At 41.1% G+C, this 15,531-nt stretch carries 10 protein-coding genes; 3 read left to right on the top strand and 7 right to left on the bottom strand.

Annotated elements, in window-relative coordinates; all coding sequences use genetic code 11:
* Nucleotides 1–11 precede the first annotated feature (11 nt).
* From pelA to OCK74_RS06535, 3 genes are all read right to left on the bottom strand, one after another.
* Nucleotides 12–1,031: a pectate lyase gene (pelA, locus tag OCK74_RS06545; RefSeq protein ID WP_279296210.1), complete on the bottom strand. Its 1,020-nt coding sequence runs from the start codon at nt 1,029–1,031 to the stop codon at nt 12–14.
* 28 nt (nt 1,032–1,059) lie between these two features.
* Nucleotides 1,060–2,991, bottom strand: coding sequence for a glycoside hydrolase family 88/105 protein (locus tag OCK74_RS06540; protein ID WP_279296209.1), 1,932 nt, complete (start codon nt 2,989–2,991; stop codon nt 1,060–1,062).
* A gap of 61 nt (nt 2,992–3,052) precedes the next feature.
* On the bottom strand, nt 3,053–4,693 hold the full coding sequence (locus OCK74_RS06535; protein ID WP_279296208.1) for a glycoside hydrolase family 28 protein: 1,641 nt from the start codon (nt 4,691–4,693) through the stop codon (nt 3,053–3,055).
* 448 nt (nt 4,694–5,141) lie between these two features.
* Here OCK74_RS06535 and OCK74_RS06530 point away from each other — a divergent pair, with 448 nt between their 5' ends.
* Together OCK74_RS06530 and OCK74_RS06525 are read left to right on the top strand one after the other, a co-directional pair.
* A complete protein-coding gene (locus OCK74_RS06530) occupies nt 5,142–5,528 on the top strand; it encodes an HYC_CC_PP family protein (protein WP_279296207.1) in 387 nt (128 codons plus the stop codon).
* 138 nt (nt 5,529–5,666) lie between these two features.
* Nucleotides 5,667–8,288: a TonB-dependent receptor domain-containing protein gene (locus OCK74_RS06525; protein WP_279296206.1), complete on the top strand. Its 2,622-nt coding sequence runs from the start codon at nt 5,667–5,669 to the stop codon at nt 8,286–8,288.
* An 86-nt stretch (nt 8,289–8,374) separates the two neighbouring features.
* On the opposite strand, the gene OCK74_RS06520 is transcribed toward OCK74_RS06525, so the two are convergent.
* Both OCK74_RS06520 and OCK74_RS06515 read right to left on the bottom strand, forming a co-directional pair.
* Nucleotides 8,375–9,637: a cation:dicarboxylate symporter family transporter gene (locus tag OCK74_RS06520; protein WP_279296205.1), complete on the bottom strand. Its 1,263-nt coding sequence runs from the start codon at nt 9,635–9,637 to the stop codon at nt 8,375–8,377.
* 140 nt (nt 9,638–9,777) lie between these two features.
* A complete protein-coding gene (locus OCK74_RS06515) occupies nt 9,778–12,045 on the bottom strand; it encodes an aconitate hydratase (RefSeq protein ID WP_279296204.1) in 2,268 nt (755 codons plus the stop codon).
* A gap of 351 nt (nt 12,046–12,396) precedes the next feature.
* Here OCK74_RS06515 and OCK74_RS06510 point away from each other — a divergent pair, with 351 nt between their 5' ends.
* Nucleotides 12,397–12,618: a PspC domain-containing protein gene (locus OCK74_RS06510; protein WP_279296203.1), complete on the top strand. Its 222-nt coding sequence runs from the start codon at nt 12,397–12,399 to the stop codon at nt 12,616–12,618.
* An 8-nt stretch (nt 12,619–12,626) separates the two neighbouring features.
* Here OCK74_RS06510 and OCK74_RS06505 read toward each other — a convergent pair whose 3' ends face one another.
* Complete coding sequence (locus tag OCK74_RS06505) at nt 12,627–13,862, bottom strand: cysteine desulfurase family protein (protein ID WP_341483177.1); 1,236 nt, start codon at nt 13,860–13,862, stop codon at nt 12,627–12,629.
* A 202-nt stretch (nt 13,863–14,064) separates the two neighbouring features.
* Complete coding sequence (gene glmM, locus OCK74_RS06500) at nt 14,065–15,456, bottom strand: phosphoglucosamine mutase (RefSeq protein ID WP_279296202.1); 1,392 nt, start codon at nt 15,454–15,456, stop codon at nt 14,065–14,067.
* Nucleotides 15,457–15,531 lie beyond the last annotated feature (75 nt).

Genomic DNA, 15,531 nt, shown 5'->3' with positions numbered 1-15,531 from the left:
TTTTAAAAGCTTTAATTCATATTAGCTGCACGCCATTTAGGATATTCATTTTTCAATAAGTCCTTTGGCCATGTGCCATACCAACCATAGCCAACACGACGTTCATTTTCAATTTCAGCCAGGTTCCATCTCTTGATCCCATCCCTTCCTACGAACATAGGTTTGTTGGTATCAATATCATAAAAACGGGCCCAAACTATTGACCCGGTTTCCGAAACTAAAATCCTGTCTTTTCCTTTTGGCTGATTGGTATCTTCAATAATGACAGAATTGTAGCCTTCTATCTTAGAACCATCCAGCCATTGAATTGCACTAGTAATAGCATTCCTAATTTCCGGAGATGGATTTTTTACCTTCATTAAAAAGGAAAGGATCATTCCGCTTTCCATACTGCTGATAGACGGCAGTTCGAAGGCTCTTGCTTTAGCTGGTTGCATGGTTGTCTTATCATATTGTGTACACCATGCTGTTAGTTTACCACCTACCCTGATTTGCGTTTTTAATATACAGTCAATACCATTTGCAATAGCTTTTTCTGAAGGTTCTATTAATGAAGAACTAACAGCCTCAAAATTTTTAGTGCGGTTCACCACATCCCACAAAACATTCATAGCATTGATCATGGCGTTATCATTGTATGTGATCTGGCTTCTGTATAAACTGGAATCAGGATAAAACTGTGGCCATCCGCCATTCTTGTGTTGCATCGACAGCAAATAACAGATGCCCTTTTCGGCAGCAACCAGGTATAGTTGATTACCAGTTTCACTAAAGGCTTTCAACAGATAACGTATTTCTTTTGTTGTTGCCCCATTATCTAAAGTCGCATCCTTTCTTAGAGAATCCGCTGTAATGGCAGTCCTTTCCTGGTCAGACAACTGCTTTGTATAATCAACCTTTACTTCGTTGATGTGTTTTGGCCAACCACCTATAACACGTTGGTATACAAGCATATTGTCGGCAATTGGATCTTGCGCAAAAAGTGCTGCAGAAATGAAAAGTGTCATTCCTGCAGCAAGTATAAACTTCATGTTGTTTGTCAAGCTCACTTCCTGATTCTTATTTTTTAGATTGCTTCAACAGCCATTGTACTAAATCTTCCATGGCTTTATAGTTTTCATATTTAGCAGGAAGTTTCCTACCGTCTGTGTATTCATTATACAACCAAGGATCACCAACCGCAAATACGGTTCCCTTACCCACTTTGGAAACAGCCATGATCACATCACCCTTATCAGTAAATACGGCTTGTACAGGAGCTTTTGCATTAATGGTGCAAATCTCTTTCAAGTGTACATTCTTAGCAGTTTTGAAAATGGAATGTCCTGCAGGCACATCAAATGTTCCCATCGGATAATCGTTATTGATCACCTTATTACGAAAATCTTTATTAAACTGGAAGCCAAACTTCTTAGCCAAGATGTTGAAATGATCCAATTCTGTATTACTTGAATCATTTGCAAACAAAGCCAACACGCCTCCGGCTTTCACCCAGTTGTATAAAGCATCTGCATCTTTTTCCTGGATGAATTTTGGATCAGGTTTTTCTTTTTTAGTATCAGGATCAACGATAATGAAAAGATCCGCACCTTTCAGATTTTGAGCAGTCGGAGCTTCATAAAGTGTCTTCGTCTTTGCTCCAAACTTATTAAATACATGCCCGAACAATGAATATCCATTGTTGTCCATTTCCTCCCATATGTAATGGAAGGGAACATTGTTACCAAAAGCATCTTTCTGAGTTTCTCCATTGAAATAATGATCCAGCAATACAGTCTTACCAGCCCCCAGTTTCATTGTTGGCATCATTTCAATCTCATTGCTTGCTTTTAAGAAAGCCCCAACACCTTTAGGATCGTTTACAATCACTTTTTCACTCATGTAATATTCAAAGCTGCCGTCACGGTATGGCTTGCCACCTAAACCGGATACACTTACTGTTCCATGTAGGTTCATCTGGCCATTTTCAACTTTGATAAACTGGCGGATGATGCCATCATATCCTTTTTGAGCATTTGCGGCATATTTCTGTGGCAACCAACCATTGCGTACTCCTTTAGCTAAAGTATACACCAACATACTGGAAGCAGAAGCTTCATAATAATTCTTTTCTTTTCCAGGAAGATCAACAATATCCCACCATAAGCCATTCTTATCCTGAACCTTTGTAATAGCTGCAGCAAAACGGTTCAAAATTGCAATAATTGAATCCCTACCAGGATGATTGACCGGGAACCATTCAAGTGCATCTACCATTGCCATCCCATACCAACCTAAAGCACGTGCCCATACATGTGGAGAACGTCCTGTTGTTTTATCAGCCCATTGCTGCTGTCTAGACTCATCGTAGCCATGATACAACAAACCAGTTTTAGGATCGCGGCTGTTGCGCTCCATCAAAACAAATTGCTTAGTAATATCATTGAAAGCGGTATCCTCATGGAAAGTCGCAGCATATTCAGCATAAAATGGCTGACCCATATACAAACCGTCCAGCCACATTTGGTATGGATAAACTTCTTTATGCCAGAAGCCACCTTCATTTGTGCGCGGATGAGAACGTAACTGGCTACGCAACAGGTTTACTGCTTTCAGATATTTTTGCTTGCCGGTTACTTTATACAGTGTCAAAACATTACGACCGCACAGCACGTGGTCTATATTATATTCATCAGGCTTATACGTTCTAATCGTTCCATCTTCCTGAACAAAGTGATCCATGCTTTTTTGGATGTAATTAAAATAAGTCACATCACCTGTATTCTTCCAAAGGCCCTCAATGCCTTTCAACACAACACCCTGATCATAAGACCAGCGCACTGGTCTGCCTGGTGCCATAGACATAGAGTCCTTCCAGATCGTCATTACAGTCTTTGCCATTTCAGCTGCATAAGACTTTGGCTTCACATTAATTGATTTGGCCATTGTCTGAGCCATAGCCATAGAACCCGCAGCAATCGTTAAAAGCAGAAATCCTATTTTTTTCATCATTGTTAGTTTATTATTCTTCATTTTGTGGGTAGAGGATTGACTAATTAGAAATCGATCAGTTTTATTTCATTTTTAGTGCATTTTCTTTTGCACCAAATGTAAACTCTGTCCCTTTTTTTGCTTTGTTTACATCTGTACCATTCAATACAATTCCGCCACTTTTCTCGCCACTTACATTCAGCAACAACTCAGCCCCTTCGTTATATGTAATTTTATCAAGGGTAATGTCTTTACTGTTATGTATATTCAATACAGGATTTGTTTGTTTTGTGATCAATTTCACATTTCGCAAGGAAATACCAGAGCCTTCAGTCATATCTAGCCCCTCTTCAGCCTGTAAAATCATGTTTTCCATAACGATGTTCTTCACATTCATTTCAGGCAGGCCTCTTACAAAGATGGCTTTAGCGGCTCCATTAGCCACAACATTATTCACATAAATATTTCTGAATTGAGGTGTACCTTCTGTAACGGGCAAGGTTTCAACTTTTGGAGGTTCTCTTCTTTCGCCTGCCAGAACAATAGGATCCTGAGCAGCATAATACATATCAAAGAGGATAGCTTCACCAGGAATATCTTTCATTGTTATATTATTGATATAGATATTCTCAACCACACCACCCCGGCCACGGGTTGTTTTAAAGCGAAGGCCAATGTCTGTACCAATAAAGGTACAATCATCTACCCAAATGTTCTTCGCACCACCACTCATCTCTGAGCCAATCACAAATCCACCATGTGCATGATACACAATGCAGTTGCGTACAATTACATTTTCTGTAGGCATGCCTCTTTGACGACCGGCTTCATCACGACCGGATTTAATACAAATACCATCATCACCCACATCGAATGTGCTGCTTTCAATCAAAACATTTTTACAACTTTCCAGGTCAATACCATCACCGTTCTGTGCATACCATGGATTTTTTGCATATACATTACGGATGGTAATGTTTTCGCTCATCAATGGATGCAGACACCAAGCCGGAGAGTTCTGGAAAGTTACTCCTTCCAACAAAATGTTTTTACACTGCGTAAGCACCACCAGATTAGGACGCAGGAAATCTTTGATCCCTTTATAAAATTCAGGGGTCTTATCTGGAGTGATCGCTCCAGGATTCTTCATTTGAGAAGCTTTTCTGAATACTTCTGAAGGATACCAGCTTTTTTGATCCTCACTCAGCACACCGCCTGACGCTATTAGCTTTTTCCATTGAGTCTCAGTTTGCTTATCTTTTTTCAACATGCGCCATACATCACCGGCACCATCTATAATGCCATTGCCAGTTATAGCAATATTAATAGCCTTAGTAGCCCAAATAGGTGATTGATTACGCATTTGAGGTATGCCTTCCCAATTGCCAGCTACCAAGTCATACTGACTTTTATCTTCAGTAAACTGGAGTACTGCATTTTTCTGAAGGTGCAGGTTTACGTTGCTTTTGAGCTCTACAGGCCCGGTAACCCACATGCCAGTAGGTATAACAACAACTCCACCACCCTTATTATTAATGGCTGTGATTGCGTCATTGATACTTTTCGTGTTCAGAGTTACGCCATCGCCTTTCGCACCAAATTTTACAATGTTAACTGTATCTTTTCTGAATGTAGGAGCCGTTACTACAGGTAATTTTTTGATCTGCGCATGAAGAGTAACACCTGCAATAACCACAGACAAGCAAAACAAAATTTTTTTCATAGACCTAACATCAATAGTAATTTAAATATGAGGCGATGCCTTAATTTGCCACCCAACTAGAGGCAGAAATTAGTTCTTTCGCCTAATTTGGCATACAAGTCTAACAAGTTCCACCGTACCTTCAAGTGGATTTAGTATATTTTTTTATGCAATCGTTGCCGATAACGATACCAGCAATCATGAATCAGGATAACCCTTACAGAGATTAGAATTTTTCAATAGAACCAGAAATAATTGCTGAATTCAGGATATAAGGAATCACACCTTTTCTGTTGATTAATATCACCTCTTCCACAACATAAAATCAACTCTATGATTTCATTCTATTTAATGATTATGCTTCTGGCTTCTATTTCAATTGTTAAAAGATTTCAAAATACCACTCAAATTGGACAATATGCATTTTTGAACACTTAAGATTACCTGCTCTATTTATCTTTGTAACAGAATGAAAAAGTTATTCATCATCTTACTCATGTTGGTTTATGGGCTTTCCTCCACTGGAACGTCTATTAACCTCCACTTTTGCTGTGGCAAACTGGATGGTATTTCTTTTTCAACACCAAACGAAAAAAGCTGCGCCAAGGACCAAGTTTCACTTTCCAAAAAGCGCTGCTGTGATGATAAGCACCTGGAGTTTAAACTAAAAGCTGACCAAGAACCATCTGCCAAATGGGTTCAAGCTTATAAGCAATTGGCTACACCGTCCTTAGCAACAGTTACTGCTTGCTTTTGGCAGCCACAACACCAACCGGTGAATGAATTGGCTACAGGTCCGCCACTAATAACATCCTCACTCCCACTTTTTATTAAGAATCGCGTTTTCAGAATTTGATTTTATTGATGTAATGTCAATAGATATACAGTACATAATACTGTAATCACTCGGCATTATACTGCTATTTGCCTCCCTGCAATAGGGGAAACGCAATAATGACTCTTTGGGAATATTACAACAATCATAATTCTGAAAATGAAATCTTATATAATTACTCTACTATTTAGCAGTTTACTACTGATAACCTATACTCATTCATCAGCTCAAGAAAAACAGGATACCACCGTTTCATTTAAAGTTTCAGGAGTATGCGGCTTATGCAGGGATCGTATTAAAAAAGCCGCAAAAGGCAAAGGTGTGAGCAATGCAGACTGGAGCGCAAAATCCCAAATGCTTACCCTTACCTTCGATCCTACCCTCACCACAATAGAAAAGGTTGCCGATCGCATAGCAGAAGCGGGTCATGATAACTATTTAAAAAAGGCAGATGATGCTGTATATAAGACTCTGCACTCCTGCTGCCGTTACCGTGGGTTGGAGGAAGACGAACCAACAGAAGTTCCTTCCAAAGACACAAACGCTGAAAAAGCAGAAGTTAAAAGCAATTCAATTGTGTCATCTCCACAACATACAAACAGTTACGGCGCTCATAAAGTAAATGGATTGGTGGTGGAAGATGACAGAAAGGGTTCTTTTAAACCCTTAATTGGCGCCAGCATCATTTGGCTCGGTACTAATACAGGAACAACAACCGACTCATCGGGTTTTTTTGCAATTGCACTAGATCAGAACTCGACCAAACTAGTAGTGAGTTATACCGGATATAAGCCGGATACAATTATCATTACCAGTCCGCAACGGATGAGAATTGTATTGGCAAGCAATAAGCAATTGAATGAGGTTAGGGTGACTTCTACCAAAATGTCTACTTACATCAATGCCTATGATCCTTTTCGCAAAGCTGTAATGACACAAAAAGAATTGCTGAAAGCAGCCTGCTGCAACCTGAGCGAAAGCTTTGAAACCAATCCTTCAGTGGATGTATCTTTTAATGATGCAGTAACTGGTTCAAAGCAAATACAGCTTTTAGGCCTGTCAGGTAACTATAGCCAGCTTACGGTTGAAAATCTGCCCGGCCCAAGAGGGTTAGCAACTCCTATGGGTTTGAATTCTATACCAGGAACCTGGGTGGAATCCATTCAGTTGATTAAAGGCACAGGATCCGTGATCAATGGTTTCGAAAGTATTTCAGGGCAGATCAACGTAGAATTGAAAAAGCCTGCGACAATGGAACAATTGTATGCTAATGTGTATACAAATGATTTTGGCAAAACAGACCTGAACCTGAACCTTGCAAAAAAGATAGGTAAACAATGGAGCACTGCGCTACTGCTACACGATGCCTTTGGCAATAAAAAAATGGATTTTAACAAGGATGGTTTTCGGGATCTGCCTACCGGCAACTTATTCAGCGGGATCAATCGATGGAACTACGACAACGAAAAAGGCTTCATGATGCAGTTTGGAGTTAAGGTGTTGAATGATGAGAAGACTGGCGGGGAAGTGGACTTTAACCCTGCGAAAGACAAACTGACCATGAACAACTATGGACTTCAATATAACATTGACCGCAAAGAAGCTTTTGCCAAGATCGGCTATGTTTTCCCTCAGAAAAAGTTCCAAAGTATAGGTTTGCAGCTTTCTGCTTTCGACCATCAACAGGATTCATATTTTGGACTGACTACTTATAATGGACGCCAAAAGAATTTTTACTCTAACCTTATATATCAATCAATCATAGGCAACTCAGATCATAAGTTCAAAACCGGATTAAGCTTTGTAATGGACGATTACAATGAAGATTTCAACACACAAAACTTCCGGCGCAAGGAAGTAGTACCGGGTGCATTCTTTGAATATACCTACTCCCCTTCTGAAAAACTGGACATTGTAGCGGGCGTTCGAGGCGACCATAATAGTTTGTACGGTGCATTCGTAACTCCAAGGCTAAATGTACGTTATGAGCCGGTAAGCGGAACTACGATCCGGGCCAGTGCAGGCAGAGGTCAAAGAACAGCCAACATCTTTGCAGAAAACAACAGTGTGCTGGTAAGCTCACGAAATATTGTATTGCCAGCTTCCAGTGCAAAGGCATATGGTTTGGACCCTGAAGTTGCATGGAACAAAGGCATTAGCATTGACCAGAAACTACACCTGTTTAACCGTAATGCAAATCTGAGCTTTGACTTTTTCCGTAACGACTTCCAAAACCAGGTTGTAGTTGATTTAGAAAATCCAAGGGAAGTCAAGTTTTACAATCTTGAAGGAAAATCCTTCTCAAATAGCTTTCAAACCGAGGTTTCTGCCGAGCCTTTTAAAGCATTAACCGCAAAGCTGGCATACCGCTTCTTCGATGTTAAATCGACCTTCGGTAACCAGTTATTACAAAAGCCTTTAACAGCGCAACACCGTGCCTTTGCTAATTTAGGTTATGAAGTAAAAGGATGGAAATTTGATTATACCGTAAGCTATAATAGCAAAAAAAGAATACCTTCTACCCAACAAAATCCTATTGCTTACCAGAGAGACAGCTACTCACCTGATTACACAGTCATGAATGCACAGATCAGCAAAACTGTTGGAAAAAAGTTTCCAGTGGACCTTTATGTGGGCGGAGAAAACCTGACCAACTTTTTCCAAAAGGATGCCATCATAGCTGCTGATCAACCTTTCAGCCCTTATTTTGATGCATCCTTAGTATGGGGGCCGGTAAGTGGAAGAATGTTCTATGGAGGCGTGAGGTTTAAGATCAAATAACATCACCTGATACTACAATCAATAAATGCAGCGTGGACTTTTTCCGTGCTGCATTTATTGACTTTATGGGATAAGGTTATTTCACCTTACACTTTTTCCTGTGATTTATATTGCACATTGTCTGTTCCTACGTTTTCAGTTTCTTCCAAGTGTTTAAAAGCATAAGCCATTTTCTTACGGTCGAACTCTTTCTCATTATTGGCTAAGAATATAGTAGCCACTCCATTACCAATAAAATTGGTTAAAGCCCTAGCCTCGGACATGAACCTGTCAACACCCAGCAAAAGGGCCAGGCCTTCCAGTGGAATTACTTTGATGGCGCTAAGAGTTGAAGCCAAAACAACAAAACCGCTACCGGTTACGCCTGCAGCCCCTTTAGAAGTAACCATCAACACCGCAATTACAGTCAATATTTGTTCAAGACTCAAATGCACATGATAAACCTGGGCTAAGAAAATAGTAGTCATTGAAAGGTAAATAGTAGTGCCGTCAAGGTTGAAAGAATAACCAGCCGGTACAACCAAACCTACTACAGGTTTGGAGCAACCCATCCGCTCCAGCTTTTCCATAAGGGAAGGCAGCGCGGCTTCTGATGAAGAAGTGCCTAGTACGATCAGAAGTTCTTCACGGATATATTTTAGAAAATCCCAAAGTCTGACTCGATAGTATTGCAACAATAATTTAAGCACAATGAAGATGAACAACGCCATGGTAGTATAAACAGTAAGCATCAGTTTTCCCAATGGCAATAATGTATGCAACCCATATTTGCCTATAGTATATGCCATTCCACCAAAAGCACCCAAAGGTGCAAAAAGCATTACCCAACGCAGGGCCTTAAAAACATATTTTGATAAGAGCGTTAGGGGTTGAATCACCACTTCCCTATTCTTCCATTTACTTAATACAATACCGCAAATAATAGCCACTAACAAAACCAGGATCGTATGGTTGCCTTTGAAAAACTGCCACCATGTAAATTCAGATGCCTGACCTGCATATTTTGAAATGTCGGCACTATCCACTTGTGTTGCATGAACACCACTTCCCGGCCGGATGATATTTGCTACTATAACACCAATCACCAGGGCAATAGTCGTAACCACTTCAAAGTATAAAATTGCTTTACCACCTACTTTGCCCACTGTTTTTAATTGACTCATACCACTAATGCCAAGTGTTATGGTCAGAAAGATAATCGGGTAAATAAAGACTTTAACCACTTCTATAAAACCCTTACCCAAAACCTGCATCTTTACTGCTATTTCAGGTGCAAAATGGCCTAACAAAGCACCGGCGGTTATGGCGGTTAACACCCAAAAGGTTAAATTGGTAAATATTCGTTTCATGGAATCAAGCCACGGGAATGTGGGATCAGGTTAGGAAAGTAAGATTTTTTGAAATAAGGGTAAATAATTTGATAGCGGTAATTAGAAATAAAAAGCGAGACATTGCTGCCTCGCTTTTATTAAAACCTGATGTGTTTCATTTATACCTTTCCAAACTGCTTGCGGATCAGGTTCAATGCGCTTCCGGCTTTAAACCATTCGATCTGCTGCTGGTTGTAAGTGTGATTCAACTTGATTTCATCCTTTGTACCATCGGCATGTTGCAGCACCATTGTTAACTGATGGCCAGGGGCAAACTCGGTCAAACCTTTGATTTCAAAGGTATCATCCTCCTGAACTTTTTCATAATCTTCCTTATTTGCAAAAGTCAGAGCCAGCATACCCTGTTTTTTCAGGTTGGTCTCATGGATACGAGCAAAGCTCTTCACCACGATAGCTCTTACACCCAGGTGGCGTGGTTCCATTGCTGCATGTTCGCGAGAAGATCCTTCACCATAGTTTTCATCACCAACAACTACTGTTCCAATGCTGCTTGCTTTGTATGCACGTTGAGTTGCAGGAACAGGACCATACTCTCCAGTTAACTGATTCTTTACACTGTCTGTTTGGTTGTTAAAGTAGTTAACAGCACCAATCAGCATGTTGTTGGAAATATTATCCAGGTGCCCACGGTATTTCAACCAGGGACCAGCCATAGAAATGTGGTCGGTAGTACATTTACCTTTAGCCTTGATCAACAGGCGCAAACCACGGAGGTCCATGCCTTCCCAGGCTGGGAACGGCTGTAACAATTGCAGACGCTGAGAATCCGGATTCACTACTACATCAACCTCACTACCACTCTCTGCAGGAGCCTGATAGCCAGGATCGTCAACCGAGAAACCTTTTGGAGGCAATTCATAACCCTGGGGTTCATCCAGCATTACTTCTTCACCAGCTTCATTAATCAGTTTGTCACGCAAAGGATTGAAAGACAATCTTCCGGCAATGGCGTAAGCTGTTACGATTTCAGGAGAAGCCACGAAAGCGTGCGTTGAAGCAAGTCCATCATTACGTTTCGCAAAGTTTCTATTGAAAGAAGTTACAATGGTATTCTTACGAGTAGGATCGTCTATATGACGAGCCCATTGACCAATACAGGGACCGCAGGCGTTAGCCAAAACTACACCGCCGATCTGGTCAAAAGTTCCCAGATAACCATCTTTTTCAATGGTAAAGCGAACCAATTCAGAACCAGGAGTAACCGTGAATTCACTTCTTACCTTCAATCCCTTAGTTTTTGCCTGTGCAGCAACAGATGCGGAACGGCTGATATCTTCATAAGAAGAGTTCGTGCACGAACCAATCAGGGCAACTTCCACGGCATCAGGCCAGCCATTGGCAGCAACAGCTTCGGCCATTTTAGAAATAGGGGTAGCTAAGTCCGGAGTGAAAGGACCATTTACATGTGGTTCCAGTTCGCTCAGGTTGATTTCGATCAATTGATCAAAATATTTCTCAGGATTAGCATATACCTCTGCATCAGGACGCAGGTGTGCGCGAACGCCATCAGCCAGTTCAGCAACATCCTCGCGGCCTGTTACTTTCAGGTAGCCAGCCATTTTATCGTCATAAGCGAACAAGGAACAAGTAGCACCAATTTCAGCGCCCATGTTACAAATGGTTGCTTTACCTGTACAGCTCAGGCTATCAGCACCTTCACCAAAATATTCCACAATAGCACCGGTACCGCCTTTTACAGTCAGGATGCCAGCCACTTTCAGGATAATATCTTTTGCTGAAGTCCATCCGCTCATTTTACCGGTAAGCTTCACACCAATCAATTTTGGCATTTTGAGCTCCCAAGGTAAACCAGCCATTACATCCACAGCATCAGCACCACCTACACCAATGGCGATCATACCCAAGCCACCGGCATTTGGAGTGTGGGAGTCTGTACCGATCATCATACCACCAGGAAAAGCATAGTTTTCCAGAACTACCTGATGGATGATACCAGCACCAGGTTTCCAAAACCCGATACCATATTTATTAGAAATAGAAGAAAGGAAGTCGTAAACCTCACGGTTCGTTTCAATGGCGTTATTTAAATCCTCAGTAGCACCAACTTTTGCCTGGATCAGGTGATCGCAATGTACGCTAGAAGGAACGGCAACTCTGTCGCGACCACAGGTATCGAACTGGAGCAATGCCATTTGTGCAGTTGCATCCTGCATAGCCACGCGGTCCGGAGCAAAATCTACATAATCCTTTCCTCTTTCATAAGTCTGAGTTGCAGGACGGTAAGTATGGGCGTACAAAATCTTTTCAGCCATTGTTAATGGCCTGTTGAGCAGTCTTCTAGCTGTCTCAACCTTTGTAGGAAGTTCAGCGTAAACTCGTTTAATTAGATCCAGGTCAAAAAGCATGATAAACCGTTTTAGGAATAAGTAAAAGACACAAGCACACTGATGTAAGTGCCGTATCGTAAAAAATGCGGTGCAAATGTACTTAAAAACGGTTTATTGAAAACTTTGGACAGCAATCTAATACATGAATATCTTTTTTATACGTAAAGAATTGCAGCTGACGTAATAATTTTTAAATGAATTTATAATTATTCAGAAACTTTATATGAAATCCCGAGAATTTAAGCCAATAAACAACTTTAAAGCTCTGCTATAAAGATAATATTTAATGCATCAGCTCGTTATTAAAAGGAAGAAAGATTTTAGGCTTGATTTAAGAAAAATTAGCTATCCAAGAAGTAATTTAGCGTTATGAAGCATCTCAAAAATTTCATTGAATGGCAGGCATTTGGTGTATGTTCAGCCATAGGCGAAAAACTAGGAATTGCTACATCCCGCATAAGAATGTGGTTCATTTACATTTCTTTTCTCACATTGGGATCTCCCATCATCTTATATATGATAGCTGCATTCTTTATGAATATAAAACGTTATGTGTTTGCAGCCAGGCGTAACCCTCTCAGGTATTTATAATAGTACCTTTATAATAGTACCTTCAACTTTGTCAATACCCTGTCTACTTCAGATTTGGTGTTGTATTTACTGAAGGAGAAACGGATTGTTATCCATTTATCGGTTTTGTTGAGGGCTTTCATTACATGAGACCCAATATCGGCACCACTGCTGCAGGCACTGCCGCCAGACACACAAATGTTGTTGATATCCAGATTCATCAGGAGGAATTCTGCCTTTTCCGTTTTAGGGAAACAAACACTCAAAACAGTATAAAGACCACCGATTTCATCTCCATTGATATCAATTCCAGGTATATTAGATTTGAGTTGTTGGGCCATGTAAGACTTCATGTCTTTTATATAGGCACTGTCCTCTTCGTAATGAGCCGTTGCCATTTCCAAAGCTTTGGCAAAGCCTACGATTCCGTATACATTTTCAGTACCGGCCCTCATATTGCGCTCCTGTCCACCACCATGAATAAAAGGCTTTATAGATATATTTTCGTTGACATATAAAATACCAGTGCCTTTGGGTCCATGAAATTTATGGCCTGAAGCCGAGATGAAGTGAACGTGTAAATTGCTCAAATCTATAGGATAGTGACCAACGGTCTGCACACAGTCAGAATGAAAAATAGCACCATACTTTTGACACAATTCGCCTACTTTCTTAATGCTGAGCAGGGTACCAATTTCATTGTTTGCATGCATTAAGGTTACCAGGCATTTTACGCCTTCGCTGCTTTTTTGTTGCAATTGCGCTTCCAGGTCGTTATAGTCAACATGACCGTCTTCCTTCAATTTTACAAAGCCCAGAGAAACAGCGTTTTGCATGCTGTAGTACTCAACTGTATGCAGGACGGCATGATGCTCAATGGGAGAAGTAATAATATGAGTACAGCCAAGATCGCGAATAGAGGCAGTTATAGCTGTATTATTGCTTTCGGTGCCACAAGAAGTGAAAAAGATCTCACCCGGTTTAGCATGTAATATTTTAGCTACGGTTTTCCGTGCATTTTCAACGGCCAGTCTTGTTTCGCGACCGTAAGAGTAAATGGAGGAGGGATTACCAAAATGAGTGGACAAGTAAGGCAACATGGCTTCCAATACTTCAGGAGCCAAAGATGTAGTTGCAGCATTGTCAAAGTAGATACGGGTATCTACCGGCTTATCATTGCTGATCACGCCCATAACAGAAGATGCTTTGTGCAGCGTGTTATTGGAAATATTTTGTTCTATTTCAGGTTGAATAGGTTGTTTCATTAGCATGTTCGCGTCCACTATTTGTTGAATTTTCGTCGTTTTACGAACCGCAAAACTACAACCATATCTTTTTAGGGAGGAGATGATTTTTGTTAGCTGCACCCCCAACCCCTAAAGGGGAGCGTCAGCGCTAAAAGGCCTTGACTATAAAATATCTATTAAAATGAAGCCCTCAACTTTGAAAAGTTGAGGGCTTCATTAGTTAAATGCTCTCCCTGATATCTTGCATCAGCCTGTTGGCTATATTATTGGCAGTTGTTTCAAAGTTACTTTCAGCATAAATGCGGATGATCGGCTCGGTGTTGGAAGTACGCAGGTGTACCCAATCGGTATCGAACTCTATCTTCAAGCCATCTTCCGTATTGATCGGATTGTTCTTGTATTTCTTCTTGATCTTTTCGAAGATCTTGTTTACATCCAGGCTGCCTTCCAGTTCTATTTTATTCTTAGAAATAAAATAGTCAGGGTATTTGCCGCGGAAAGACTTCAAACTTTTTTTGTGATCAGCAAAGTGGGAAAGGAAAAGCGCAATACCTATCAATGCATCCCGACCATAGTGAAAATCTGGAACGATAATACCTCCATTTCCCTCACCGCCGATGACAGCATTCGCATCCTTCATCTTTTTTACCACATTCACCTCTCCAACCGCTGAAGGGAAATACTCGCCACCATTTTTTATTGTAATCTCCTTTAGAGCCTTTGTACTGCTCATGTTGCTTACCGTATTGCCCTTTACTTTAGACAATATATAATCAGCAACTGCTACCAGCGTATATTCCTCACCAAACATAGAACCGTCCTCACACACGAAACAGAGACGATCAACGTCCGGATCTACAGCAATCCCCAGGTCGGCATTTTGCTTTACCACTTCTTTGCTTAAAGCACTCAGGTGGTGCGGCAGCGGTTCAGGATTGTGGGCAAAGCGGCCGGTCACCTCGCCATTGAGCACAGTAACATCCTCAACGCCCAGAGCATTCAGTAACTGGGGTACAATCAAAGCACCAGTAGAATTGATACAATCCACCACTACTTTGTACTTTTTAGCTGCAATAGCCTCCTTGTTGATCAAAGGATATCCCAGCACCATATCGATATGCTTCTGCAAGTAAGTATCGTTCTTGGTTACAGTACCGAGCTTTTCCACGGGGGCAAAACTGAGATCAGCTTCTTCTGCCCTACGGAGTACTTCAGCGCCTACCTGGGCATCAATGAACTCTCCTTCGCCGTTTAAAAGTTTCAATGCATTCCATTCTTTGGGATTATGGCTAGCAGTAATGATGATGCCGCCGGTAGCTTCTTCCAGTTTGGTTGCGATTTCAACTGTGGGCGTGGTAGAATACCCGAGGTCAACAACGTCAATACCGAGTCCGATGAGCGCATTGATCACTAATTGACTGACCATTTCGCCGCTGATGCGGCCATCGCGACCAACGACTATTTTAGTATTTACTGATTTATCTGCCCTGTTTTCGGAAAGGATGGCGCCGAAAGCAGAAGTAAATTTTACGACATCTATTGGTGTAAGGGATTCGCCTGGCTTGCCGCCGATGGTACCTCTGATTCCAGAAATGCTCTTTATAAGTGCCACGTAGTTATTGATTAGGGAGGCAAAAATAAGGGAATTTGGACCGCGGAACTGTCCGGGCAGGAAGGATTCATAGGA

The organism is Paraflavisolibacter caeni (assembly GCF_025628885.1).
GTDB classification, from domain to species: Bacteria; Bacteroidota; Bacteroidia; order Chitinophagales; family Chitinophagaceae; genus Flavisolibacter; species Flavisolibacter caeni.
Note: the sequence above shows the minus strand (reverse complement) of the source record. Positions and strands in the feature narration are given on the sequence as shown.